Below are 23,097 nucleotides of genomic sequence, written 5' to 3'. Positions count from 1 at the left end.
GAAACCGGGCTCGAGCCGAGTCACTTGCTCGGTGGCCCGGCCGCGATCAGCGCTTCGGCGTCACGGTGAACGTCGGAGCCACGCCACGGACGACGTCGGCGACGGCAAGCGCGATCGGGATGGCCCATAACGTCGCGTAGACGGCCTGTGCGAACGGATTCGACCGTAGCGAATAGCCGACTCGTTCTCGGCGGCTCTCGAAGACGACGCCGTCCCACGCGGCGCGGTAGGACCGCCAGCTGTAGTAGGCCCAGACGGCGGCGTTGAACAGTACGACCGGAAGCAGAAACACGGGCACGACTGTCCCGGCCGTTCCGAGCACGGTCAGGGCGAGGATGACGACCCCGATCGGAACTCCGACGACGTTCGTCACCGACAGCAGCTGGGTCAGCACCGTCCCCGCCCAGAACCGGCCGCGTTCGAACCCGGACCAGTCGGGCGTGAACAGGTGCCGGTACGGACCGCGGACCCACCGGCGCTTCTGTCGGACCCACGCGTCGAACGCCGTCGGGCAGAGGTCCTGGACGTACCGATCGATAACGCCGAGCGTGTACCCCTGCCGGTGGGCCGCGACGCCGAGCGCCATGTCCTCGGTCGCTGCGTCGAGTTGCCATCGATCGAGGTCGTAGAGGACCCGCGCCTCGGCGAAGTACGCCTTTCCAAGCAGCTGATACGGCCCGTCGGTCGAGTTGGCGTAGACGATATCCGACCAGGCCGCGATTCCCATCGACTCGAGCAGTGGGAGAAGCCCCTCGTCGACGTTCCGGACCGTCTGCTTGGCCTGCACGATGTCGTATTCCGCGAGGCCGGCGACGGCGAGTTCGAACGTGTCGCGGGGGACTTGCGTGTCCGAATCGAAGACGGTGACGACGTCGTCGCCCGCGAAGGAGCCGGTCGTGAACGCGTAGGTGAGGGCCGCAGCCTTCGTTCGCGGAACGCCGACGCCGTCGAACGACCATTCGCCCGGCGATCGGTCGGCGGCGAGCGCGTCGTGATCGACCGCGACGAACTCGACGCTGAGCGCGTCGGTCCGGCCCGCCGCGAACCCATCGCGGAGTTCGGCGACCGTCCTATCAGTCGGCTCGTAGATCACGACGACCGAGACGTATTCGGTCGGATACCGCTGGGCAGCGATGTTCTCGAGCGTCTCCGACAGGGTCGCCCAGCGTTCGCGGTAGATCGGGACGAGGACGCGGATCCGACGAACGGACGACTGCGGAAGCCGACACTCCGCGTTCGTCGACTGAGGGTCCACGCGGTGGGCATCGGTCACAGCCGGTCCAGCGGCCGTCGTCTGGCCGCCGTCGGCTTCGACCCGGCGCAACCGACCCTCGCGCTCGGTCTCGGCCGCCGCGACGATGCGGGCGAGCGTCGACTCGTCGACTTCGTCGGCGGGTCGGCGGACGAACAGCGTCAGGAGGCCGCAGTTGGCGACGAAATAGCCCATCTGTGTCAGGGCGAACGCGACGACGACGGCCTCGAGCAGCATCTCCTGTTACCTCGACACCGGCCGAACATCTGTATTGTGGCCGGACAGTCGGGCCATCGGAACGAAAAGTGATCCACCTGAGCGCCGATCTCAGTCGAAGTAGGCCGCCAGCCGCTCGGCCGCTTCCTCGACTCGCGGCGTAACCAGCGCGAACCGCAGCCAATCGGTTCGAGAGTCGCCGAACGCCTCGCCGGGCATCCCGGCGACGCCGGCCTCGTCGATCAGCCGCTCGACGTTCGCCAGGGTGCCCGGATAGCCGTCGAACCGAGCCATCACGTAGAACGAGCCGCTGGGCGTGGTGTACTCGGCACCCGCGGCCTCGAGCGCGTCGGTGAACGTCGCGACGCGCTCGTGGAGGCGCTCCCGGTTTCGTTCGTGGTACTCCGGCGGCGTGTCGCGCAGCGCCTTCAGGACCGCGTACTGGCCGGGTCGCGTGGTCGCGACGTTGACCAGCATGTGCCGGCTCTTGGCTGCGTCGACGAGCTCCGGCGGGAAGATCGCGTAGCCTACACGGACGCCGGTGATCGCCATCGACTTCGAGAACGCGTTGGTGACGATCCGGTTGGCGGAGTCGGTCTCGAGCGCGCTCGCGAATCGGCCCGAAAGGTCGTAATGGTCGTACACCTCGTCGCTGATCAGGATCGCGTCGTTCTCCTCGGCGACGGCCACCAGTTCCCGCATCGTCTCCGCGGGGTAGACCGCGCCCGTCGGGTTGTTCGGCGTGTTCACCACGATCGCTGCCGTCGCCGCGCTGGCGGCCGCCCGGACGTCGTCGGGGTCGAGTTGCCCCGTTTCGTCAGTCGCGACGTACGATTGCGTGCCGCGGAGCATCGTCGTCTTCCCCGGATAGTACGGATAGACCGGATCGGTCAGCAGGATCTCGTCGCCGCGGTCGCGCTCGAGCGCCCGCGCCATCGCGAGGTAGTTCGCCTCGCCCGCGCCGTTCGTGACGACGATCTGCTCCGGGTCGACGCCGCGCCGGGCGGCGATCTCCTCGCGCAGCTCGAGCAGCCCCTCGCTGGGCGGATACTGAAAGCGGTCCGGCTCGAGGTCGGCGTACTCGCGCAGGCCCTCTCGGAGCGCTTCGGGCGGTTCCCAGTCGGGGTTACCGCTGACCATGTCGATGACGTCGCGGTCAGCCGCGTCCGCGTACTCCATCACGCGGAAGAACAGCGGCGTCTCGTAGTTCATAGACGACGGTATGCAGCGGCGGTCCTTTCGCTCTTCCTATCACGTCTTCCGACTGCAGTTGGACACCAAGCGCCGACCGGTTATCTCGAGATCGCCCTCCGTCGCTCGATGACTCGACGACGTTCATCCGGTTCGATCAGCATTCACACTCGACCCACGATTTGACAACCCGGTAGCCCCTCACTCGAGCCATGGAACAGAACGACGATGTCGACCGTGATCTACCGATGGACGTCGGCGACGCCCTGCGAGACACCGAAGAGACGCTGGCCGTCGCCGAATCCTGTACCGGCGGCCTGATCGGCGCGGCGATCACCGCCGTCCCCGGTGCGAGCGACTACTTCGACGCCGGGTTGACGACCTACGCCTACGACGCCAAGCGGCGCCACCTCGGGGTCAGTCGCGAGGCGCTGGACGAACACGGTGCCGTCTCCGAACCGGTCGCCCGCGAAATGGCTCAGGGGATCCGCGACGTTACGGATGCCACGTGGGGCGTCTCGACGACCGGCGTCGCCGGTCCGACGGGCGGCGACGAAGAAACGCCCGTTGGCACCGTCTACATCGGCATCTCCTACGCGGCCCCGTGGGGAAGCGAGGAATCGTACGCGACCGTTTCCCGCTACGAGTTCGACGGCGACCGTGCGGACGTTCGCGCCAAAACCGTCGATCAGGCCCTCGAGTACCTGCTCGCGGAACTCGAGTCACGCTGACGTTTCCAGTCCCGAATTCCCGTCCCGCCACCACGCTTCCGTTCGGTATCGAGTGAGTCACAGGCAAGCGAGTTTCACGAGAGAAAACTATTCCCCGCATGCCGCCCCAGAGGCGAGTAGATGAACAAGAAGGGACACGTGCTGAATGCCGTCCTGTTGAGTATCGGGCTGGGCTACCTGCTCGAGCCGGCGGGGGATCTCGAGACGTTCAGAACGATCGTTATGATCGGCGTGCCCGTCACGCTGGGGGCGCTGTTTCCGGACGTTGACACGGCCTTCGGGCGCCACCGGAAGACGTTGCATAACCTGCCGGTTCTGGTCGGCTTCGTCGCCTTTCCCTACGTCTTTGGCAACCTCGAGTACGTCTGGATCGGCGTGTTGACTCACTACGTCCTCGACGTCGCGGGGAGCAAGCGCGGGATCGCGCTGTTTTACCCGATCTGGAAGGAGGAGTTCGGGCTGCCGATCGGCGTCGCGGTAAGCAGCAAGCGTTCCGATCTCATGATGGTCGTCGTCACAGGGGGCGAACTACTGCTGGCTGCTATCGTCGCGTTCGAGTACCCACAGCGCGGCTTCGAACTGGGGCGGCAGCTCCTGGGCATCTGACGGCCGTCACCCGTCGGTTGGACCGTCGTTTTCAGCCAGTCGACGGGTGGCAGTGCCTCGCTTATCGCTCGTCGTCGGGCGTGATCGATAGCTGATTGCCGTCGATTTCGACACGATAGTCGTCGACGACGAAGGATAGTTCGGGATCCGAACTGGTCGTGACGAGCGTATCGAGCGCTTCCGGATCCACGTGATCGTACAGGTGTGTGTCGAGCGTCGCCGGGAGATCGGTCGACTCCACGTTCTCGATGCCGGCGATCGCGTTGACGATGGCGACCGTCGGTGTTGTACTCGACCAGACGTATCGGCCACGGAATAGTTCGTTCCCCATCTCTCGGTCCCGTGTTACTCAGGACCGAGATTCCACTTAGGTATGCTGTGATTATTTCGTTTCCAACCGTCGGTTGGAACCGGAGTTCTCCTCGAGACGACCGTTATCGTTGTCGACGGTTCGGCGTCCACTCCTCGCAGGCGTCCATGTCGTCCATCGCTGTTTCGTGACGGGCACAGTAGGGCACCATTCCGTCAGCGGAGCGGACGTACTCGAAGTGAGAACAGTTTCCACAGTAGCGGTCCGTCGGAGCGTCCTGCCGCTCGGTCGACGACTCGACGATCTCCGCATCGCGGCCATCGCTGGCATCGAGCGGCGAGGTGATGTCGGCAGTCGCAGAACCGCCGTCGCTGGTCGCAGCGCCGACGCGTCGACCGGGGGTGGAACCGGTAGCTCGGCCGCTCGTGCCCACGTCGGCGGCCTCGTTCGTCTGGGTTTCGACGTCCCCGTCCGGGGTACCGCCGAGGAAGCCGATGCCGCCGCGCCCCCCGGACTCGCTCGAGTCGTCGACCTCGAGGACGGTTTTGTTGTGTCGGGTGACGTTCATTTTGAGGTTGCCACCGGGGTCGTTGCGCCGCTTGAACGTCGCGATGGCGGTGAACAGACACCAGATCGCGGCCAGGAGGCCGAGCAGGTAGACCGCGGAGACCTCGAGAGTCAGTTGGTCGCTGCCGTATCGCCACTGGTGGGGGTAGGCGTGCCAGAAGAGGGCGACCCCGAACAGGCAGAGGCTCGCACTGATCGCGGCAGCGGCCCGGACCCGACGGCCGGCCGGCAGGACGACGAAAACGCCGACGAGAAGCGTCGGGACGCTGAGTCCGGCCAGAACCCCCGCGGCGCGGACCGTCGCGAACTGGGCGGCCATGTCTCCCGAGAACTCGACCGCATAGCCGCTGAAGAGGTCGGTCGTGGCGACGAGCACGGCCACGACGGCCAGGAGCGCGCCGAGCAGGACGAGCGCCGTTCCCGCGTACAGTCGACGACTCGTCACCCCCCGTGCGGTCCCGTCGTATACCTCCGTCAGGCTTGTCATACGGAGCCGTTCGGCGGCCCACCACAAAACGATACGTCAGACACGTTTCAAATGTCGGAGATGAACGCTGCCGGACGAGCGGGCGCAAAGCGTCCTCGAGAGCCGAGAGAAACGACCAGGCGATCCGTCGAAACGAAAGCTTGAATCGCCGCCCTTGCAAACGATGATCCATGAGCGACGAGGACGACGAAGCGGAGCCGGCGGTTGCACTCGGAGAGCACACCCCTGTCGAGGGCGCGCCGCTCGCCCGCGTGAGTTCGCGACTGACCTGGCCCAAAGAGAAGAGCGAAGTCGACCGCCTCGAGGGCGATTCCGTCATCCGGACGCCCGACGGCCCCCGCGAACTGTCGAACGTCCTCGAGTCGGTCGACGAGACGTACTTCCAGCGCCACCAAGAGTTCGAGCGTCACGTTCGCGACGTGATCGGTACCGGGCCGGTTCCGACGGCGAGCGAGTAACACCGTGGCCTCCGAGTCGGATCATCGCGACAGCCGCTGGTATCGTCGTCTGCCGGGGCTGACCTGGGTGCAGAAGTCGCTACTCCTGGGAGCCATCATCGCGCTGATCTGGACTCAGTTCGTCCCGACCGAGTTCAACCGGCGGGTTCTCATCGATAGCGTGTTGTTGATCGGCGGGCCGCTCGCGCTCGGATTCTCCCACGGCCGGCGCATCGGCTGGCGAGTCGATCGGCTTGCTCTTCGGAACACGATCCTGCTCGCGCTGTTCGTGCTCCCGTTCTACCTCGTCGGTTCGACGTTCCCGACGATTCGCGCGTACTATCCGATCTGGGAGACCGCCGCCGCACCGGCGGCGTTCATCCCGCACGCGCTCAAACTGATGGCGCTCGCGCTGGCCGCCGAGACGTACTACCGCGGACTGCTCTGTGTCGGCGTCAGGGAACTCGGCTTCGGCGCGGTGTTCATCAGCCCCGTCGTCTACATGCTGCACCACTCCTCGAAGCCGCCGATCGAGTTCCTGCTATCGGGACCGACCGACGTCCTGTTCGGAGCCGTCGACTACAAATCCGGCTCCATCCTTCCGTCGGTGTTGGCTCACGGCGGCGGCCTCGTCCTCCTCGACTGGCTCGTGTTACACGAACCGCTGTTCGATCCGACGGCTTTCTTGCGGTACCTCGAGTGGCTGCCGATCCCCCTCTAACGGATCCCACGCGCGGTCGGGCCGCCGTCCAGCAACGACATATAAGGAACGAGACGACCAACCGTCGCCTATGACGCTACCCATCGATCCGACGCAGATCGATCCAGAAGACTACGGCGAACACCGCGCGGTCCTCGAAATGGACCACGAAGAGGCGATCGAGCACACGCGCGAAGCATTCACTGATGTCGGCTTCGGCGTGCCGGCCGAGTTCTCGCCTTCCGAACTGCTCAACGAGAAGGTCGACGCCGACCGTGACCCCTACTACGTCCTCGGCGCGTGCAATCCGGCGATCGCTGATCGGGTGCTCGACGTGACCGACGAGATGGGGGCGCTGTTTCCCTGCAACGTCGTCATCTGGGAGGAAGCGCCCGGTCGACAGGTCGTCTACCACGTCTCGATCATGAAGATCGCGCGGCTGCTCGGCATCGCGCCCGACGACGAGAACTGGCAGGAGATCGTCGACGAAACCGGCGCGTTGGTCACGGAAGCGTACGAGAACCTTTAGTGCGAATCGGGGCCGCTTCGCGCAGTGCCCGCCCGACCTCGCCGGTGTTGACGTGGAGGTCGGGTTCGTTCAGTCGAGCGTATAGTCACGCATATCAACACTTATGCGTTCGAATAGAGACGATGACATATGGACGCGCGGACGGCGGTTTTCGCCCTCCTCGTCTGCGTGCTCGGCGTGCTCGCCGGACTGGTGGTCCTGCCGCTGCTCGAGTGCGTACTGGCGGCGTGCCTGCTCGCGGTCGTCCTCCGGCCGGCCCACGAGCGTCTGGTCCCACACGTCGGCTCGCGGGCCGCCGGCCTCGCGCTGACCGGATTCGCCGTCGTCGCCGGCGTCGTTCCACTGCTGCTCGTTTCGCTGGTCGTGCTCCGGACGACGACCTCGACCGTCGAAGCGTTCGACGGCGAGCGGATCACCGCGTACGGCCGCGAGGTCGCGCGGACCGAACTCGGTCTGGGCGAGGAATCCGTCGCCGCGCTCGAGGCCGTCGTGCGGTCGGAACTCGAGGGCGCGTTCTCGAGCGCCGCCGAACTGACGCTTGGTCGAACCGTCGGAATCGCGTCGGCGGGCATCGACGCGGCCGTCGGCGTGATCGTCTTCGTCTTTCTGCTCTACTACCTGCTCGTCGACGGACCGGCCGTCCTCGACTGGCTCCGACGGGTCGCGCCCCTCGAGCGTCGCGTGTTCGACGAGCTGGTCGCGGAGGTCCACACCGTAACCCGAGCAGTCCTCCGTAGTCACCTCCTCGTCGCAGTCGTTCAGGGGGTACTCGGCGGCGTCGGGCTGGCGCTGCTGAACGTTCCGTACGCGACGACGCTGGCGGCGATTCTCGTTCTCGTTTCCTTCCTCCCGACGATCGGCGTCTGGCTGGTCTGGGGACCGGTCACGGTCGCCCACACGGCCTCGAGCGGACTCGTTCGCGGGTCGATCCTGCTGGGATACGGGCTCGTCGTTTTGATGGTCGTCGACAACTACCTGCGGGCGATCCTCGTCGATCGGGGGTCCGGACTCCATCCGGCGATCGCCCTGCTCGGCGTCATCGGCGGTATCTATCTGTTCGGTATTACGGGACTGTTCGTCGGCCCCGTCGTTCTCGCGTGTTTCAAGGCGGTGCTGACGGTCGCGAACGAACTCGAGCAGACCGGGGTGGCGGACGAGAATCGAGACCGGCCGCAGCTCGTTCGGAAGTAACGCCGCTCAGTCGGCGTACTGTGCCCGTTCGGTCGCTCTGTCCCTCGCCGGGACGCCGCGGCCGGACAGCGCCATCGCGAACAGCACGAGCGGCGACAGGAGTCCGAACAGGTAGAACGGGGCGTACTCGAGGGTCGGGACGCCGGTCGCGGAGGCCATGAAGACGCCGCCGGCGTGCCACGGGATGAGCGCGCCGGTGGGCGTGCCTGCGGCTTCGACGGCTCGCGAGAGTTCGTCGCTGTCGAGGCCGAACTCATCGTAGAGGTTTCGGAGCGTCAGCCCGGGCAGGACGATGCTCATGTACTGCTGGGCTGTGAGCGCGTTGATGAGAATCGCGGACGCCCCGGTGCCAGCGACCAGACCGCCGGAGCTTCGGACGCCCTGCGAGAGCCGGTGGGCGAGCACTGCCAGTACGCCGGTGTACTCGAGGAGACCCCCGAGCGCGAGCGCCGCGACGACGACAGTGATCGTCCAGGCGGAGCCGGTGAGCCCGCCGGTCGCGAGGAGTTCGTTCACGAGGTCTGCACCGGTCTCGGGCGCGGTACCGCTCATGAAGACTTCCCAGGCCGGGACGAAGCCGGTTCCCTGAACGAGTATCGAGGTTCCGACGCCGGCGAAGACGCCGGCGACGAGCGTCGGGAGAGCGGGATAGCCGTAGATCGCGAGGCCGAAGGTGACGACGAGCGGCACAAAGACGAGCAGAGAGAGGTCGTACGTGCCCGCGAGTGCGGTCTGGATCTCGGCGACGCGGCCGACCGGAATCTGGCCGCCCGTCCGCAGGCCGAGGGCGGCGAAGACGACCACCGCGAGGCCGAAGGCGACGGCCGTGCCCGTCCGCATGCGGTGGATGTGGTCGTACAGCGGTGTGTTCGTCACGCCGGCCGCGAGGTTGGTCGTATCAGACAGCGGCGACTGCTTGTCGCCGGCGTAGGCCCCCGAGATGACCGCCCCGACGGTCATCGGCGCGGGAACGCCGAGTCCCGCGCCGATCCCGACGAACGCAACGCCGAGCGTTCCGACCGTCGTCCACGAGGACCCAATCGAGAACGCGACGACAGCGGCCAAAAGCGCCGCGACGGGCAGGAACACCGTCGGGTTCAGCAGCTCGAGGCCGTAGTACATCATCGCCGGAATCGTCCCGGCGTCGACCCAAGTCGCGATCAGCGCGTAGATCGTGAAGAGGATCAGCAGCGCCTGTAGCCCCATCAGAAGACCATCGGCGATCCCGTCGTAGAGGTCGGGCCAGCCGTAGCCGAGGTACCGACCGAACGCGGCGACGAAGACGATACTCCAGAGCAACGGAACGTGCGGATCGAGACCGAGCACGGCCGATCCGATCCCGAGGAAGGCGACGACCGCGAGCACCGGCACGAGCGCGAGGGTGACGGAGGGCCGTCGCTCGGGCTCGAGGTCGTCGACCGTCGTCGGCGTGAAGTCGACTGTCATCGTCTGCGGTATGAACTTGGGGCATAAAAATCGCACGTAGTATTACCAAAGTGTATGCCATCCGGTACCGGTGTTCACATTCAGGCTCGCGATACTGTCGATTCGACTGATTGGTCTCGGCACTCGTCGAGCGGTAGCCCAGACCGGGTTGAATCGGCGGATCTGGCTGGCAGCGTCGCGAGGGATCGATGCCCGCGACTCAGTTCGAACTCGAGAACGCGTTCAGGTTCGACTGCAACCCGGCCGCGAGCTCCGACTTCCGCCGGAGTCGCGCGTACGAGACCGGAAGCTGCGTCGCGACCTCCGCGACGGCTTCGTGGAACGTCTCCGCTTCACCGTGTTCCCCCTCGAAGGCGTTGCGGACACTCTCGCGGACCTGCCAGACGCCGACGGGTGCCCAGTAGTCGTCGCTCACTTCGCGCAGGACGAGACACTTCGCCTGTCGGCCGATCGACTCGAGGTACTCTAAGACCCCCAATCGGGCGGCGTAGTAGGCCCCCGCAGTCTCCTCGACGTAGCTCGAGCGCCCCTCGTACCCCTCCGAGGCGCTGGCCATCCAGACGTTGTCCTCGGGGTCGGGGTTCCAGATGCTGCCCGGCGCTTTCATCTCGACGAGTTCGAACTCCCAGTTGCCGGGTGCGAGGACGATCCAGTAGCGATTCCCGACGTACTCGTTGGCCCAGACCTGCACTTGGTCGATGCTGGGCGCGTTTCGGATGCGCCCGCGCAGGTACTTTCCGACGGTGTCGTCGACGGCCGTGATCGACCACCGCGTCGGAACGAGGCGGCGCTGTTTCGTCTGCCCGAGCGCGCCGGCGGAGAGGATCGAGTTGATCTCGTAGACGTCGAACCCGCGCCGGTAGAGGTAGGTCATCGCCCCCTCGGCCTGCCAGTCGTCGTCCTCTAAGGTCTTCTTTACCGGCCGCGGGACGTACGGGTTCTCGCGAAGCTCCGCGTTGCGCGCGTTGGCGCGGGGACCGCGCGGCGTCGCCACGTCGGTACCGGTATCGAGGCCGAGGTCGGGCGTGTCGTCCAGGCCGATCTCGAGGTCGACCGGTCGGTCGGCGATGGCGACCTCGCGCTGGACGCCGACGAAGCCGTCCCAGGCGTCGTGGACGTTTGGGGTCAATCGGCTCGCGATGGAGGGCGAGTCGACGTTCGCGCGCTTGCTCGAGTTCAGGAGGCCGGTCCGGCGCTGGAGCACGTCGTCGATGGCGTACCCCTGCCGGTACCAGTCGCCGTCGGTGACGTACTCTTCGGCGGCGCCCTCGTCGCCGACCGGAGAGAGCAGCCCCACGGGGATGTCGGGGTAGTTCGACCGCCCGACGAAGATCGACGGCGAGGTCGAGCCGACGAGGGTGTCGCCGCTCAGCGCGTCGTCGAACCGTTGCTCGAACTCCTCGAGATGGTCCGTGATCGCGTAGGATTTTTCCTTGGCGAGGCGGCGGCGTTCGGCCTCCTCGTCGGGCTCTAACTCCTCGATGTAGTCGTCGAGGCGCATTCACTCGAGATAGGGACGGCACGGTGTTGAATGTTGAGTTCCGCGAAGGATGTCAGAGGCAGAGGTTCGGTCGGGCGTCGACCACCGAACCTCGTTTCTACGGTTGGAGCCGAGTAATAAGTACCCAGCAGCGCGTTTTCCGACTCTGAAAACGCTGTGATAGCGGCCCGGTACGCGATGACACCGGTCGTTTCGTACCCCCGTGGCTGCCCGCCGACGGAACAGCCGTCGAAAGACAACCGTTAAAAACGGCGGGCGGGAAGGGAGGTGTATGAGTACGACCGACGACCGAGAGGCGCGCTCCTGCGTCTCCTGTGGCCTCAACATCGCGGGCACGAACGCCGCCGCGTTCAAGTGTCCCGACTGCGGCCAGCAGATCTACCGCTGTGCCAAATGCCGCAAGCAGAGCAACCTCTACGAGTGTCCCGACTGCGGATTTACCGGTCCATAAGCTTCACCATGGGAAAAGTCGCTGCCAAAATCAAGGTCATGCCGGACAGCCCCGATATCGATCTCGACGCGCTGCAGGAGCGCCTCGAGAGCGCTCTCCCCGAGGGTGCGAAGATCAACGGCGTCGAGCGCGACGAGGTCGCGTTCGGCCTCGTCGCCCTCTACCCGACCGTGATCGTCCCCGACGGTGCGGGCGGCACGGAGACCGTCGAAGAGAACTTCGCTGACGTCGACGGCGTCGAAAGCGTCGGCGTCGAGAACGTCGGCCGGATCTAACGGCGACGCCCTTTTCCGCCGACTCGACTCCGTGACGAGCCGCTGGTCCCGACTCCGGCATTACCATCCCGAACGCCTTTCGGCGCCGGTGCACTCGAGACGAGTGATGGACGCCCGAACGGTGTTCGCCTGGGTGCTGGTGGCCGTGTCGGTCGTGATCCTCTGGCTGTTCGTCCAGCCGTTTCTCTCGTGGCTGCTCGTGACGGGACTGCTCGCGTTCGTTCTCATGCCCGTCCACCGGCGACTCGAAGACCACGTCGGAACGCGCGTCTCCGCCGGCGTACTCTCGCTGCTGGTCGTCGCCGTCACCGTCGGCTCGCTGGTGCTCGGCGCGACCGTGGTGATCGAGCGGAGCGTCACGCTGCTCGAGGGCGTCTCCCGGGCTCGAATCCTCGGGCAGGTAGACCGGGTTCTCGAGCAGCGACTCGGGGTGAACGTTCCGGTCCGAGTGCTCGCACAGCGCGCGACCGACCGGGCGACGGCCTACGCGAGCGGCAGCGCGTCGTCCGTTCTGAGCAGCGGCATGCACGCGTTCTTGGGCTTTCTGCTGTTCGTGTTCGTCCTCTACTACCTCCTCAAGGACGGCGATAGAGCCGTCGAGTGGATACGGCGGATAACGCCGCTCCCGCCGGGCGTGAACGAGGAACTGGTCACTTCGACCGACGACATGATGTGGGCGATCCTCAAGGGTCACGTCCTCGTCGCGTTCGTTCAGGGGGGCGTCGCGGGCGTCGCCCTCTTCGTTACCGGCGTGCCGGAGGCCGCGATCCTGACGATCGCGATGATGGTTCTGGCGCTCGTCCCGGTCGTCGGAGTGGCGCCGATCCTCGGCGGCGCAGTGATCTACCTTTTCATCAACGGTCGGCTCCTGTCGGCGGCGTTCGTCGTCGTCTGGGGATTGACCACGGTCGCCGTGACGGACGACTACTTGCGAGCGATGGTGATCGATCGCGGCTCGGAGCTCCACTCGGCAGTGATCTTCGTCGGAATTCTGGGCGGCACCTACCTCCTCGGACCGGTCGGCCTGTTCCTCGGCCCGCTGCTCATCGGGTTCGCGCTGACGGCGATCGAGGTGCTCGGGGACCACTACAACGTGATTCACCGACCTGCGAGATAACTGAAGATCGGAGAGCGCAGTTACCGCGGCTCTTGCTCCCGATTCGCACCCAGGTCGGCCTCGGAGACGATCTCGGCACCGATCGACGAGAGATCGACGGTCACGTCCTCGGTGACGGCCTTGCTGATCTCGTCTAAGTTACCGGCGAGTACCGTCAGCACGTCGTCGGGATTCGCGTAGAGGAGCATGTTCCCGTCCTGTCCTTCCGCGACGAGCTGCGTGTCGTTGAGGACGACCTGGTCGTTCTGAATCGTCGCCGAGACGACCGGGAGCGCCGCCGGCTTTCCGGGTTCGTCGTCTCGGACGCGGCGAATGTGAACCTCGTCGAGATCGATGACCTCTTTGTGCTTTTTGATCTGCTCGGCGCAGTTGACCATATCGTTGAGGAGGGCCGTTCGCTGTTCGTTGCCGTGGTCGCCGTCGAGACAGTGCTGACAGACGCGAAGTTCGAGACGCATTGCCCGTCGATTGGTGTTCGAAACCGATGAGAATTCCGCTTCGGTCGTCCTCGCGGCTCACTCCCGACGCTGTTCGTAGATCTCCCGAATCCGCTCGGTCCCCCGATCGACGTAACCGCCGTGATAACACAGCGTGTGGTCGATCTCGAGTGCGGCCAACGCGCCGACGGACTCCGTGGCACGATCCATGTCGGGGGTGAAGTGGGGTTTCGGCCCGTCGAGCGGTTCGTCGCCGTCCGCCACGAGGGCGTCGCCGGCGATCAGGAGGTTCGACTCTGGGAAGTACAGCGACACGTGACCCGGCGCGTGGCCGGGCGTCGCGATGACGTCCATCGGGCCACCGAGCGTCGGGATTCGGACCCCATCGGCGAGCTCGAGGTCGACGTCGACCGGCGGATAGCGGTCTCCATCGCCCTTGATCGGCTCGCGCTCGCCCGAGACGTACGGCGCTTCATCACGGTGGGTCGCCACGACTGCGTCGACCCGCTCGAGCAGTCCCGCGAGGCCGCCGGCGTGGTCCCCGTCGTGGTGTGTGAGGACGACCAGCCAGATGTCGGTGAGCTCGTACCCCAGGCTCGTCAGGTGGGTCGCGAGCGAATCGACGGCCCCCTCGGGCCCGACATCGAGTAGCACGAGGCCGCGATCGGTCTCGACGATTGCGGGGGTGATCGTAATCGATCGGCCACCGTACTCGACCGTGATTGGCAGTGCGTGGATACCGGGGTTTTCCGTCATACGATCCGCATTCGGAGCCAGCACGATAGGTGTGGGTGTCCTCAGTTGGCGGTCACGCTCGGATCGGACCGCGAGCGCCGCATTCGGACAGCATATGTCTAAATATATGGATTTATTACATTCGAATAACATCACGTCTGCAATGCGGAACGAGTTCGACATCCCCACCCCCACTACCGACGAGGATCCAGTTGCAGCCGTTCGACGACAGGGACTTCCCGACACTGTGCTCCCGCTGATCGATTCGTACGACGATATCGCCGCCGACAGAGACCGCTTTCTCTGGCGCTGGCTCTATCAACTCTTTCCGACGTTTCGGCTCTCGTGTGTCGACGACGACCGCGCGCACGCCGTCCGCGACGCGAAGTTAGTCGCGACGATCTTCGCCGTCGTCGCGGACGATGTCGCCGAACAACACGGCGACAGGGCGACGTTCGACGAGCTGGTGAAGGTCCCCTTCGACGACCGACGCCCCGATCCGTCGCGTCGCGACGTCGACGGTGACGTCGTCCGGTTGGTGACGGAGGTCTGGGGCGAGTTCTCGAGACTGTACGACGCCAGCCCACGCTCCGCAGAGTTCGCGGAACTCCTCCGATTCGATCTCGAGCAGGTCGTTCGAGCGGTCGAATACTCGTATCTCGCGAACGAAACGCCGGGTCTCGTCTCCGAACGCGAACTCTGGGCACACGACGTCCACAACATGATGATATACGTGTACGCGGATATCGACCTCGCGAGCGCGCCGTCGTTCGATTCCGACGAGCTATCGCTGCTACGGCAGGTCTGCGATCGAACCCAGCGGATGGCCCGCATCGGCAACTGGGTTTCGACCTGGAAGCGAGAACTCGCCGAAGGTGACTGCAGTTCGGGCGTCGTCGTCCACGCGCTCGAGAACGATATCGTGTCGCGGGATCGAATTCGAGAGATACGACGCGATCCCGCCGATGCGGTCGTCTCCTCGGTCATCGAAGCGATCGACGAGGCCGACGTCGAAGACCACTTCCTGGCGCGCTGGCGTGCCGAGTACCAGAAAGCGACACAGTTCGAATCGGAAGTCGACAGCGTCGATCTCGAGGCCTACCTCGAGGGGTTCGAGCGAATTCTGGGCTATCACATCGCGAGCGAGGGTCACAAGTGAGGGGGTCGCGTCTCGAGGTCGCGACCGATCGACGACCGCGCTACGTCGAGAGGGCCGCGTCGATCGCCGACTCGAGATCCGCGATCAGGTCGTCGACGTGTTCGATGCCGACGCTCGCGCGGATCAGGCTGTCCGAGAGTCCGGCCGCGAGCCGCTCCTCCCGAGGAATGGCCGCGTGAGTCATCGGCGCGGGCTGTTCGATCAGGCTCTCGACGCCGCCGAGGCTCTCCGCGAGCGTGAACACCTCCGTGTTCGAGACGACCTCGCTCGCCGCCTCCAAACTCGCGTCGAGTTCGAAGCTCAACATCCCGCCGAAGTCGTCCATCTGCGCGGCGGCGATCTCGTGGCCGGGATGGGACTCGAGGCCGGGGTAGTAGACGCGGTCGACGTCGGGGTGGTCCTCGAGCCACGCGGCGATGGTCCGCGCGTTCTCGCAGTGGCGGTCCATGCGAACGGGGAGGGTCTTCGTCCCCCGAAGGACGAGGAACGACTCGAACGGACCGGGCGTCGCGCCGACCGAGTTCTGATAGAATCCGAGTCGCTCGTCCAGTTCCGCGTCGTTCGTCACCAGCGCACCGCCGACGACGTCGGAGTGACCGCCGAGGTACTTGGTCAGCGAGTGCGAGACGATGTCCGCACCCAGGTCGAGCGGGCGCTGGAGGTACGGCGTCGCGAACGTGTTGTCGATCGCACAGTGCGCGTCGTTCTCGTGAGCGATCTCGGCCGCCCCCTCGATATCGACGATCGACATGAGCGGGTTGGTCGGGGTCTCGAGCCAGAGCAGTTCCGTCTCCTCGCGGAACGCGGCCGCGATCTCGTCGAGATCGGTCATGTCGACGAACGAAAAGTCGAGGTCGTAGTCCTCGTAGACCTGTGTAAAGATGCGGTGGGTGCCGCCGTAGACGTCGTTGCCGGTGACGACGTGGTCGCCGGCCTCGAGGAGGTTGAGGACGGTGTTGATCGAGGCCATCCCGCTGGCGAACGCCCGGCCGTGGGCGGCGTTCTCGAGGCTCGCGAGGTTCTCCTCGAGGTCCGTCCGGGTCGGGTTTCCGGTTCGGGAGTACTCGTAGCCGCGGTGGTCGCCCGGCGCGTTCTGCTCGTAGGTCGAGTTGGCGTGGATGGGTGTCATCAGCGCGCCGGTCTCGGGGTCGGGCTCCTGACCGGCGTGGATGGATCTGGTCTCGATCCGTTTGTCGTGGTCGTCCATACCGAAACGGGCGGCCCGCGGTCGGATCACTGTTGGGGAGACCACAGACGGCGAGGGGGAGTGCGGAGTCAGAGCGGTAGTACCGCGCGAGCGGAGCGAGCGCGGCCTTTTTGGTACAGATTTTTGCTCCGAGCGGTTCCTCGCGTAGCGAGGAATCCCGAGGAGGAAAAAGGTGGGCGTAATACGTGTGTTTTATAACCGTCACCGGACAATCCGGTCGTACGACTATGCCGAAGTCTAATGGCCCTCGTCAGGGAACCCGGCGAAAGCTCGCGAACGACCCCCGAGATCGCGGTACGTCGCCGCCACAGCGCGCGATCCAGGAGTACGAAACAGGCGAAAAGGTCCACCTGAAGATCGACCCCAGCGTCCCGGACGGTCGCTTCCACCCGCGGTTCGACGGTCGCACCGGCGAAGTCGTCGGGAAACAGGGCAGCGCGTTCAAGGTCCAGATCAACGACGGCGGTAAGGACAAGACGCTGCTCGTCACCGCGGCCCACCTGCGCGCACAGAACCAGGAGAAGAGCCGAATCTAACCGCAGGATGACGATCTTCAAAGAGATCGTCGACGAGGAGTTCCTGACGGTCTCGGAAACGAAGGAGCTGCTCGCCGACATCGAAGCCGAACGCGCGATGGACGAGGAGCGCGAGCTGCGCTACGAGCTCGCACGGGCGATCGAACACGCGAACCGGTTCGCCGTCTTGGAGCCCGAGGAGGCGCAAGCGCTCGTCGACGACCTGCGGGAACTCGAGAAGGTCGACGAACCGACGGCCTACAAGATCGCGAACCTCCTGCCGCGGGACAGAGACGAACTCCGGTCGGTCTACGCACAGCAGCGCTACTCGCTGTCGGGAGACGAGCTCGACGAGATTCTCAACGTCGTCGCACAGTACGCCTGAACGCGGTTCGCAGCTTCCGTTCGGAGCGTTCTCGCAAGCGGCGATCGGCGTTCGACGATCGAGACTAGCACCGGCGCTCGAGGCCGCGTTTCCGAGTCCCTTTCAATTCTCCTGTCACCGCCGCCACCTGGTATTTCCCGCCGTCTTTCTTTGTAACGGGGACGAGGGATCCGGTAGGTGGTGTCGGTCGTGGACAGCGCCGAGACGGAGACCGGACCGATGGATACGCACGGAACCGACTCGCTCGAGCGGGATATCGGCCTCCTCGGAGCCACGGCGATCGGGACGGGGACGATGATCGCCGGTGGCATCTTCGTTCTCTCGGGACTCGCCGTCGCAAACGTCGGCGCGGCGGCGATCGTCTCGTTCGGGCTGGCGGCGATCGTGGCTTCGTTCACCGCGCTGACGTACGCCGAATTCGCGACCATCTACACGGTCGACGGTGGCGGCTACGCCTACGTGGCCGAAGTGTTCGATTCCGATTGGTCGTACGTAGTCGGCTGGCTGCTGATTCTGGGCTACCCCGCGAGCGCGGCCTTCTACCTCGCGAGTTTCGCTGACTGGTTCGCTCGGTTCGTACGGCCCGAGATAGCGCTCCCAGAGGCGCTCCCGTACTGGATCCCGGGGGTCGTCGTCCTCGCGATTCTCGTCGGAGTCAACCTCGCCGGTGCCGAGGAGACCGGCCGATTCCAGATCGTCGTGACCGGGCTGAAGATCGCGCTCATCGGGCTGTTTCTGGTCGGCGGCCTCCGCGCGTTCGATGCGGATGTCGTGGCGTCGTCGTTCACGGCTAACGCCACACAGTTCGACGACATCGCCCTGACCTCGGCGCTCGTGTTCATCACGTTCTTCGGGTTCGAGGCGATCGCCACGAGCGAGGGCGAGATCGAAGCGCCCGAGCGGACCGTTCCCCGGGCGATATTCCTGAGTATCGCCGTCGTGACCGTCCTCTACGTACTAGTGGTCGTCGTCGTGGTGCTGGCGATCAACGACGGCGGCTTCCTCTCGTTCCTCGCCGAGCGGGCGGGGCTGTCGTCGCCCGGCGCTGCCACGGGGTTCGTCGCCGAACGCGGTGAGGTGGCGATGGCGCGGGCGGCCCAGTACTACCTTGGCGACGCCGGCTTCTACGTCTTCATCGTCGGTGCGCTGCTGTCGATGATTTCGGCCGCCAACGCGACCGTGCTGGCCGGCTCTCGAGTGAAACTGGCGATGGCCAGACGCGATCACCTCCCGGAGCGGGTCCGGCGGATCGACCCGCAGTCCGGCGTCCCGACGGCCGCGGTGGTGCTGACCGGCTGTCTCATCCTCTTTTTCTTCCTGCTGTTCGGCGTCGTCTTCGGGGCGTCTCCGGGCGAGGGCGGCGGTGCTCGTCCCCTGCTCGGCCTCGAGTCGCTGGCTCACTTCGCGGACGTCATGCTCCTCGGCGGGCTGGTGTTCGTCAACGTCGCGTTGATTCGGTCCCGCCGGAAGGAGCCCGACCGCGAGCGGCAGTTCCGAGTACCGGGTGTGCCGTGGGTGCCGCTGCTCGCGATCGGCTCGAACCTCGCGCTGCTGGCGAGCGTCGAACTGACGAGTTTGGCGCTCGGCACTCTGGCCGTCGTCGGTGGGGTCGTACTGTGGTTCGGCGTCATCGACTGATCGCGACGGCGACGAACCGTGAACCGAATCCGACTTCGCACCTTCAGTCGTGCTTCCCTCAAGCGTCGTCTTGAAAGCGGGCCGACTCTTTAAGTACGGCCTCGCCGTACCGTAAACCAATGAGCGAAGCTGATCGCGATGAGATGGACGTTCGTCGGGCGGTCGTGTTGGACTACCTCGCACACGGGCTTTCGGACGACGGCCGACCGCAGTACGCCAAGTCTCCGGCAGGCTACGCCGTCGGAATCGAGGACTTTCAGCTCTACCAGGTCGCCTTCGACGAGGACGAGCGGCTCACGATCGGCAGCGAGGTCGTCGTCGAACCGCCCGCCGAACGCGACGTCGTCACCGAGGCCCACCGCGTCGAGTACGAGGACCTCTCCTCGGGCGCACAGTCGGAACTCGAGTACGTCGTCGCCGATCTCGTCGAGGAGAACGAAGAGCGGTTCGTCGACTTCTACAACGACGCCCAGCCGATCACGCTGCGGCTCCACCAGCTGAACCTGCTGCCGGGGATCGGGAAGAAACTCCGGAACAGCATCCTCGACGAACGAAAGCGCAAACCCTTCGAGAGCTTCGAGGAGCTGTCCGAGCGGGTCTCCGGTCTGCACGATCCCGATCAGATCCTCGTCGACCGGATCCTCGAGGAACTGCGCGACGACGACCTCAAATACCAGACGTTCGTGGGCCGGCGCGAGCAGGAACAGAACCAGTAACGAGCGAAGATATCGTTTTCGCGTCGTAGAACTCGGATAGAAAACAGTATTGTTTCCGACTCCGCCGTCCGCCGTATGGAGATCCGCGAGGTAGTCGAGCGGGACGCGCGACGCGAAGCGGTCCCGATTCTGCGACAGCTGTGGAGTGACGCCGATTCGGACGAGATACTCGCCTGGACCGGCGAGGACGACTACCACCTGTTCGGTGGGTTCGTCGACGGCGAACTCGTGGCCGTCGCGGGCGTACTCGTTCGAAGCGTTCTCCACCACGCGCGCCACGCCTGGCTCTACGATCTCGTCGTCGACGAGTCACAGCGGAGCGAGGGCTACGGGACCGAACTCGTCGAATTCGTCGAGGCGTGGGCTCGAGAGCGCGACTGCGAGTCCGTCGCGCTCGCGTCGCCACTGGCGAAGACGGACGTCCACGAGTACTATGATGAGCTGGAGTTCGATCAGTGGGGGTACGTCATCGAAAAGGGGCTCTGAAGCGCGGTAGCAGCTGTCCCGACGAACGGGACCGAGCCCGCGAGACGGTGCGTTTACACGCACCCCAGCCGAAGCGTCGGCAATGAGAGATCCAGACGGACTGATCGCCCGGGCGGGGGTCCGCGGCGATCCGGACCGCGACCAGCACTTTCTCGTCGACGATCGAGTGCTGGACCGGTTGCCAACCTACCTCGAGGAGATCGACGCCGACACGAGCCACCTGCTCGAGATCGGCGGCGGCACGGGCGCGTTGACGGACCGGCTGCTCGCGGTCGGCGACGAGGTGACCGTCGTCGAGCGCGACCGCGAACTCGCCGAATTTCTGCGCGAGGAGTTCGCCGACGAGATCGACGCTGGCGACCTGACCGTCGTCGAGGGCGACGCCCTGCAGGTCGACCTGCCCGAGTTCACCGCGTCGGTCTCGAACCTTCCCTACGGCGTCTCGAGCGAGATTGCCTTTCGGCTCTTTCCCGAGAAGCGGCCCCTGGTCCTGATGTTCCAGCAGGAGTTCGCCGAGCGGATGGTCGCCGACGCCGGCACGAGCGAGTACGGCCGGCTCTCGGTCTCGAGTCAGCACTTCGCCGACGTGGAACTCGTCGAGTCGATCTCGAAGGAGGCCTTCTCGCCGCCGCCGGCGGTCCAGAGCGCGGTGGTGCGGGCGGTGCCGCGGGAACCCGACTACGAGGTCGACGACGAGGACTTCTTCCTGCGGTTCGTCAAGGCGCTGTTCACCCAGCGCCGGAAGACGATTCGGAACGCGATCCGCAACACGGCCCACATTTCCGGGCTCGCGGAGCCCGAAGCGGTCGTCGACGCGGCCGAGGAGGACGTGCTTCGGAAGCGGGCAGGGGCGATGGCTCCGGCGGAGTTCGCCGCCCTGGCTCAGATCGCGATGGACGTGGGCGAGCCCGAGTAGTGAGTGCGACTCGCGCCTCGAGTCGATCGGATTGCTTGCGTCACGCGGGAGTGACTTAACCAACGGATACTCAAAGCTGCGCGGACGACAGATCGGAGAGACGAACGCATGTCCGGACTACTGACGGGGCTCGACTGGTTGTCGGAGACGGTTCGGACGACCGAGCTCAAACTCGCGGTCTCGTTCGCGGCGGTCGGACTCGTCGTCGCTGTCATCCTCTCCTATCGACGGCTCCACGCGCTGATCGCCGAGCGGGCGCGCCCAGTGTACGCTGATATCGCGTCCACGTCGCTGCTCATCGGAGCCTGTTTGACGAGTCTCGCCGTCGTGACGGGCGTCTGGGGCCGGGGAGATGAGGTCCGAAACCTGTACGCGACCACCGGACTGGGAGGTGACGCCGTCGCCAAGGCCATCTTCTCCTTCCTGCTGCTAGTCGTGACGGTCATCGTCACCCGGTTCGTCAGCCGAGTCATCGAGGAGGTCGTCGGTTCGTCCTCGGCGGTAACGGCCCACCAGCGCAAGGTCACGCACCGGCTCTCGCAGGTAGTCATCTGGACCGTTTCGCTGGTCGTCGTCCTCGGCGTCTGGATCGACGATCTGGGGAGCCTCCTCGTTGGGGCCGGCTTCCTCGGGATCATCGTCGGGATGGCCGCCCGCCAGACGCTCGGAACGATGCTCGCCGGCTTCGTCCTGATGTTCGCCCGCCCGTTCGAGATCGGCGACTGGATCGAGGTCGAGGACGACGAGGGGATCGTCACCGACATCTCGATCGTCAACACTCGCGTCCGGTCGTTCGACGGCGAGTACATCATGATCCCCAACGACGTCATCGCCTCGAGCACCGTGACCAACCGCTCGAAGCGCGGGCGCCTGCGCCTCGAGGTCGATGTCGGCGTCGATTACGGGACCGACGTCGACCGCGCGATCGACCTCGCGACCGAGGCGGTCGAGAATATCGACGAGACGCTGTCCGCACCGTCTCCGCAGGTCGTCGCCAAGTCGTTCGGCGATTCGGCGGTCGTGCTCTCCGTCCGGTTCTGGATCGACAAGCCGAGCGCCAGGCGCTACTGGCGGGCGCGCACGGCCGCAATCAACGCGATCAAAGAGGCCTTCGAGGCCGAGGACGTCAAGATCCCGTTCCCGCAGCGGGAACTCTCCGGGCGGGCCGAGACCGGCGGCTTTCGCATCGCCGACGAGCAACCGACCGAGCCGACGAAGCAGGCCGGCGACGGAACCGCACAGGAACACCGAATGACGACGCCGGAGGAGAACTGATGGGACTCGAGGATCGCCGCGACGACGAACCGGACGTCTACCAGCCTGCCGAGGACTCCCACCTGCTCGCCGAGGCCGCTTGCGAGCGCATCGAGGGCGGTGATCTCGTCCTCGAGGTCGGCACCGGCTCGGGCTACGTTGCAGGCCGGATCGCCGACGAGACGGGCGCTCGCGTGATCGCGTCGGATCTGAACCCCCACGCCGTCCGTCAGGCCAGGTCCGAGGGCGTCGAGACGGTGCGGGCCGATCTGGTCTCTCCGTTTCGCGACGGCGCGTTCGACGCTGTCGTCTTCAACCCGCCGTACCTGCCGACCGACCCCGAAAACGAGTGGGACGACTGGATGGAGCGCGCGCTGTCGGGCGGCGAGGACGGCCGCGCCGTCATCGATCCGTTCCTCGCGTCCGTCGGCCGGGTCCTCGCGCCCGACGGGGTCGTCTACCTGCTCGTCAGCAGTCTCACCGGCGTCGACGCGGTCGTCGAACGGGCCGGCGAGGAGGGCTTCAGCGCCGTTGCCATCGCCGACGAGTCGTTCCCCTTCGAGACACTGACGGTGCTCAAGTTGCTTCGATAGCGATAATTATCATCCGAAGATACTTTCCGCCAGCCTGTGAAGCTGTCGG

At 65.6% G+C, this 23,097-nt stretch carries 27 protein-coding genes; 18 read left to right on the top strand and 9 right to left on the bottom strand.

Annotated features, from left to right (window positions below; translation table 11 throughout):
• Window positions 1-46 precede the first annotated feature (46 nt).
• Together NDO75_RS08530 and NDO75_RS08525 are read right to left on the bottom strand one after the other, a co-directional pair.
• Window positions 47-1,489, bottom strand: coding sequence for a glycosyltransferase family 2 protein (locus NDO75_RS08530; protein ID WP_310905723.1), 1,443 nt, complete (start codon window positions 1,487-1,489; stop codon window positions 47-49).
• A 90-nt stretch (window positions 1,490-1,579) separates the two neighbouring features.
• The gene (locus NDO75_RS08525) at window positions 1,580-2,680 is read right to left on the bottom strand and encodes a pyridoxal phosphate-dependent aminotransferase (RefSeq protein WP_310905722.1); all 1,101 of its coding nucleotides are present in this window, start codon (window positions 2,678-2,680) and stop codon (window positions 1,580-1,582) included.
• A gap of 191 nt (window positions 2,681-2,871) precedes the next feature.
• Between NDO75_RS08525 and NDO75_RS08520 the strand changes: the two genes are divergently transcribed.
• Together NDO75_RS08520 and NDO75_RS08515 are read left to right on the top strand one after the other, a co-directional pair.
• Window positions 2,872-3,390 (top strand): CinA family protein, encoded by a 519-nt coding sequence (locus tag NDO75_RS08520; protein ID WP_310905721.1) that lies wholly within the window; start codon window positions 2,872-2,874, stop codon window positions 3,388-3,390.
• A 120-nt stretch (window positions 3,391-3,510) separates the two neighbouring features.
• The gene (locus NDO75_RS08515; RefSeq protein ID WP_310905720.1) at window positions 3,511-3,996 is read left to right on the top strand and encodes a metal-dependent hydrolase; all 486 of its coding nucleotides are present in this window, start codon (window positions 3,511-3,513) and stop codon (window positions 3,994-3,996) included.
• Window positions 3,997-4,057: 61 nt separating this feature from the next.
• On the opposite strand, the gene NDO75_RS08510 is transcribed toward NDO75_RS08515, so the two are convergent.
• Window positions 4,058-4,327 carry a HalOD1 output domain-containing protein gene (locus tag NDO75_RS08510; protein ID WP_310905719.1) on the bottom strand — a complete coding sequence of 90 codons (270 nt, stop codon included), beginning with the start codon at window positions 4,325-4,327 and terminating at the stop codon, window positions 4,058-4,060.
• Between the two features lie 103 nt (window positions 4,328-4,430).
• Window positions 4,431-5,360 (bottom strand): hypothetical protein, encoded by a 930-nt coding sequence (locus NDO75_RS08505; protein WP_310905718.1) that lies wholly within the window; start codon window positions 5,358-5,360, stop codon window positions 4,431-4,433.
• A 170-nt stretch (window positions 5,361-5,530) separates the two neighbouring features.
• Between NDO75_RS08505 and NDO75_RS08500 the strand changes: the two genes are divergently transcribed.
• The 4 genes from NDO75_RS08500 to NDO75_RS08485 all read left to right on the top strand — a co-directional run bounded on the left by NDO75_RS08500 (window position 5,531) and on the right by NDO75_RS08485 (window position 8,217).
• Window positions 5,531-5,818, top strand: a complete 288-nt coding sequence (locus tag NDO75_RS08500) for a DUF5789 family protein (RefSeq protein ID WP_310905717.1) — start codon at window positions 5,531-5,533, stop codon at window positions 5,816-5,818.
• A gap of 4 nt (window positions 5,819-5,822) precedes the next feature.
• The gene (locus NDO75_RS08495; RefSeq protein WP_310905716.1) at window positions 5,823-6,518 is read left to right on the top strand and encodes a CPBP family intramembrane glutamic endopeptidase; all 696 of its coding nucleotides are present in this window, start codon (window positions 5,823-5,825) and stop codon (window positions 6,516-6,518) included.
• Between the two features lie 70 nt (window positions 6,519-6,588).
• Window positions 6,589-7,026: a DUF302 domain-containing protein gene (locus NDO75_RS08490; RefSeq protein WP_310905715.1), complete on the top strand. Its 438-nt coding sequence runs from the start codon at window positions 6,589-6,591 to the stop codon at window positions 7,024-7,026.
• Window positions 7,027-7,155: 129 nt separating this feature from the next.
• Window positions 7,156-8,217, top strand: coding sequence for an AI-2E family transporter (locus NDO75_RS08485; protein WP_310905714.1), 1,062 nt, complete (start codon window positions 7,156-7,158; stop codon window positions 8,215-8,217).
• A gap of 6 nt (window positions 8,218-8,223) precedes the next feature.
• On the opposite strand, the gene nhaC is transcribed toward NDO75_RS08485, so the two are convergent.
• Entirely contained in the window at window positions 8,224-9,663 is a 1,440-nt protein-coding gene (gene nhaC / locus NDO75_RS08480; protein ID WP_310905713.1) for a Na+/H+ antiporter NhaC, read from the bottom strand.
• 199 nt (window positions 9,664-9,862) lie between these two features.
• Window positions 9,863-11,164, bottom strand: a complete 1,302-nt coding sequence (nreA, locus tag NDO75_RS08475) for a DNA repair protein NreA (protein ID WP_310905712.1) — start codon at window positions 11,162-11,164, stop codon at window positions 9,863-9,865.
• Window positions 11,165-11,435: 271 nt separating this feature from the next.
• Between nreA and NDO75_RS08470 the strand changes: the two genes are divergently transcribed.
• From NDO75_RS08470 to NDO75_RS08460, 3 genes are all read left to right on the top strand, one after another.
• Window positions 11,436-11,615 carry an HVO_2753 family zinc finger protein gene (locus tag NDO75_RS08470; protein ID WP_310905711.1) on the top strand — a complete coding sequence of 60 codons (180 nt, stop codon included), beginning with the start codon at window positions 11,436-11,438 and terminating at the stop codon, window positions 11,613-11,615.
• Window positions 11,616-11,623: 8 nt separating this feature from the next.
• Window positions 11,624-11,890, top strand: a complete 267-nt coding sequence (locus NDO75_RS08465; protein ID WP_254764659.1) for an elongation factor 1-beta — start codon at window positions 11,624-11,626, stop codon at window positions 11,888-11,890.
• A 106-nt stretch (window positions 11,891-11,996) separates the two neighbouring features.
• Window positions 11,997-13,007, top strand: a complete 1,011-nt coding sequence (locus tag NDO75_RS08460; protein WP_310905710.1) for an AI-2E family transporter — start codon at window positions 11,997-11,999, stop codon at window positions 13,005-13,007.
• Window positions 13,008-13,027: 20 nt separating this feature from the next.
• On the opposite strand, the gene NDO75_RS08455 is transcribed toward NDO75_RS08460, so the two are convergent.
• Together NDO75_RS08455 and NDO75_RS08450 are read right to left on the bottom strand one after the other, a co-directional pair.
• Complete coding sequence (locus NDO75_RS08455) at window positions 13,028-13,465, bottom strand: hypothetical protein (RefSeq protein WP_310905709.1); 438 nt, start codon at window positions 13,463-13,465, stop codon at window positions 13,028-13,030.
• Between the two features lie 57 nt (window positions 13,466-13,522).
• Window positions 13,523-14,200, bottom strand: a complete 678-nt coding sequence (locus tag NDO75_RS08450) for an MBL fold metallo-hydrolase (protein ID WP_310905708.1) — start codon at window positions 14,198-14,200, stop codon at window positions 13,523-13,525.
• Window positions 14,201-14,342: 142 nt separating this feature from the next.
• Between NDO75_RS08450 and NDO75_RS08445 the strand changes: the two genes are divergently transcribed.
• Window positions 14,343-15,338, top strand: coding sequence for a hypothetical protein (locus tag NDO75_RS08445; RefSeq protein WP_310905707.1), 996 nt, complete (start codon window positions 14,343-14,345; stop codon window positions 15,336-15,338).
• Window positions 15,339-15,378: 40 nt separating this feature from the next.
• On the opposite strand, the gene NDO75_RS08440 is transcribed toward NDO75_RS08445, so the two are convergent.
• A complete protein-coding gene (locus NDO75_RS08440) occupies window positions 15,379-16,545 on the bottom strand; it encodes a cystathionine gamma-synthase (protein WP_310905706.1) in 1,167 nt (388 codons plus the stop codon).
• Window positions 16,546-16,772: 227 nt separating this feature from the next.
• Between NDO75_RS08440 and NDO75_RS08435 the strand changes: the two genes are divergently transcribed.
• From NDO75_RS08435 to NDO75_RS08400, 8 genes are all read left to right on the top strand, one after another.
• On the top strand, window positions 16,773-17,081 hold the full coding sequence (locus NDO75_RS08435; RefSeq protein ID WP_310905705.1) for a 50S ribosomal protein L21e: 309 nt from the start codon (window positions 16,773-16,775) through the stop codon (window positions 17,079-17,081).
• 7 nt (window positions 17,082-17,088) lie between these two features.
• A complete protein-coding gene (locus tag NDO75_RS08430) occupies window positions 17,089-17,445 on the top strand; it encodes an RNA polymerase Rpb4 family protein (protein WP_310905704.1) in 357 nt (118 codons plus the stop codon).
• Between the two features lie 219 nt (window positions 17,446-17,664).
• Window positions 17,665-19,083 carry an APC family permease gene (locus NDO75_RS08425; protein WP_310905703.1) on the top strand — a complete coding sequence of 473 codons (1,419 nt, stop codon included), beginning with the start codon at window positions 17,665-17,667 and terminating at the stop codon, window positions 19,081-19,083.
• 119 nt (window positions 19,084-19,202) lie between these two features.
• Window positions 19,203-19,799 carry a DUF655 domain-containing protein gene (locus tag NDO75_RS08420; RefSeq protein ID WP_310905702.1) on the top strand — a complete coding sequence of 199 codons (597 nt, stop codon included), beginning with the start codon at window positions 19,203-19,205 and terminating at the stop codon, window positions 19,797-19,799.
• Between the two features lie 75 nt (window positions 19,800-19,874).
• Window positions 19,875-20,285: a GNAT family N-acetyltransferase gene (locus NDO75_RS08415; protein ID WP_310905701.1), complete on the top strand. Its 411-nt coding sequence runs from the start codon at window positions 19,875-19,877 to the stop codon at window positions 20,283-20,285.
• A gap of 82 nt (window positions 20,286-20,367) precedes the next feature.
• Window positions 20,368-21,201: a 16S ribosomal RNA methyltransferase A gene (locus NDO75_RS08410; RefSeq protein WP_310905700.1), complete on the top strand. Its 834-nt coding sequence runs from the start codon at window positions 20,368-20,370 to the stop codon at window positions 21,199-21,201.
• 108 nt (window positions 21,202-21,309) lie between these two features.
• On the top strand, window positions 21,310-22,476 hold the full coding sequence (locus NDO75_RS08405) for a mechanosensitive ion channel family protein (protein WP_310905699.1): 1,167 nt from the start codon (window positions 21,310-21,312) through the stop codon (window positions 22,474-22,476).
• Entirely contained in the window at window positions 22,476-23,048 is a 573-nt protein-coding gene (locus tag NDO75_RS08400; RefSeq protein ID WP_310905698.1) for a HemK2/MTQ2 family protein methyltransferase, read from the top strand. Before NDO75_RS08405 ends, NDO75_RS08400 begins: the two co-directional genes overlap by 1 nt.
• Window positions 23,049-23,097: the final 49 nt, after the last annotated feature.

The organism is Natrinema sp. 1APR25-10V2 (assembly GCF_031626495.1).
Taxonomy (GTDB): domain Archaea; phylum Halobacteriota; class Halobacteria; order Halobacteriales; family Natrialbaceae; genus Natrinema.
The sequence above is the reverse complement of the archived record's forward strand: the minus strand, read 5'-3'. Positions and strand labels throughout refer to the sequence as shown.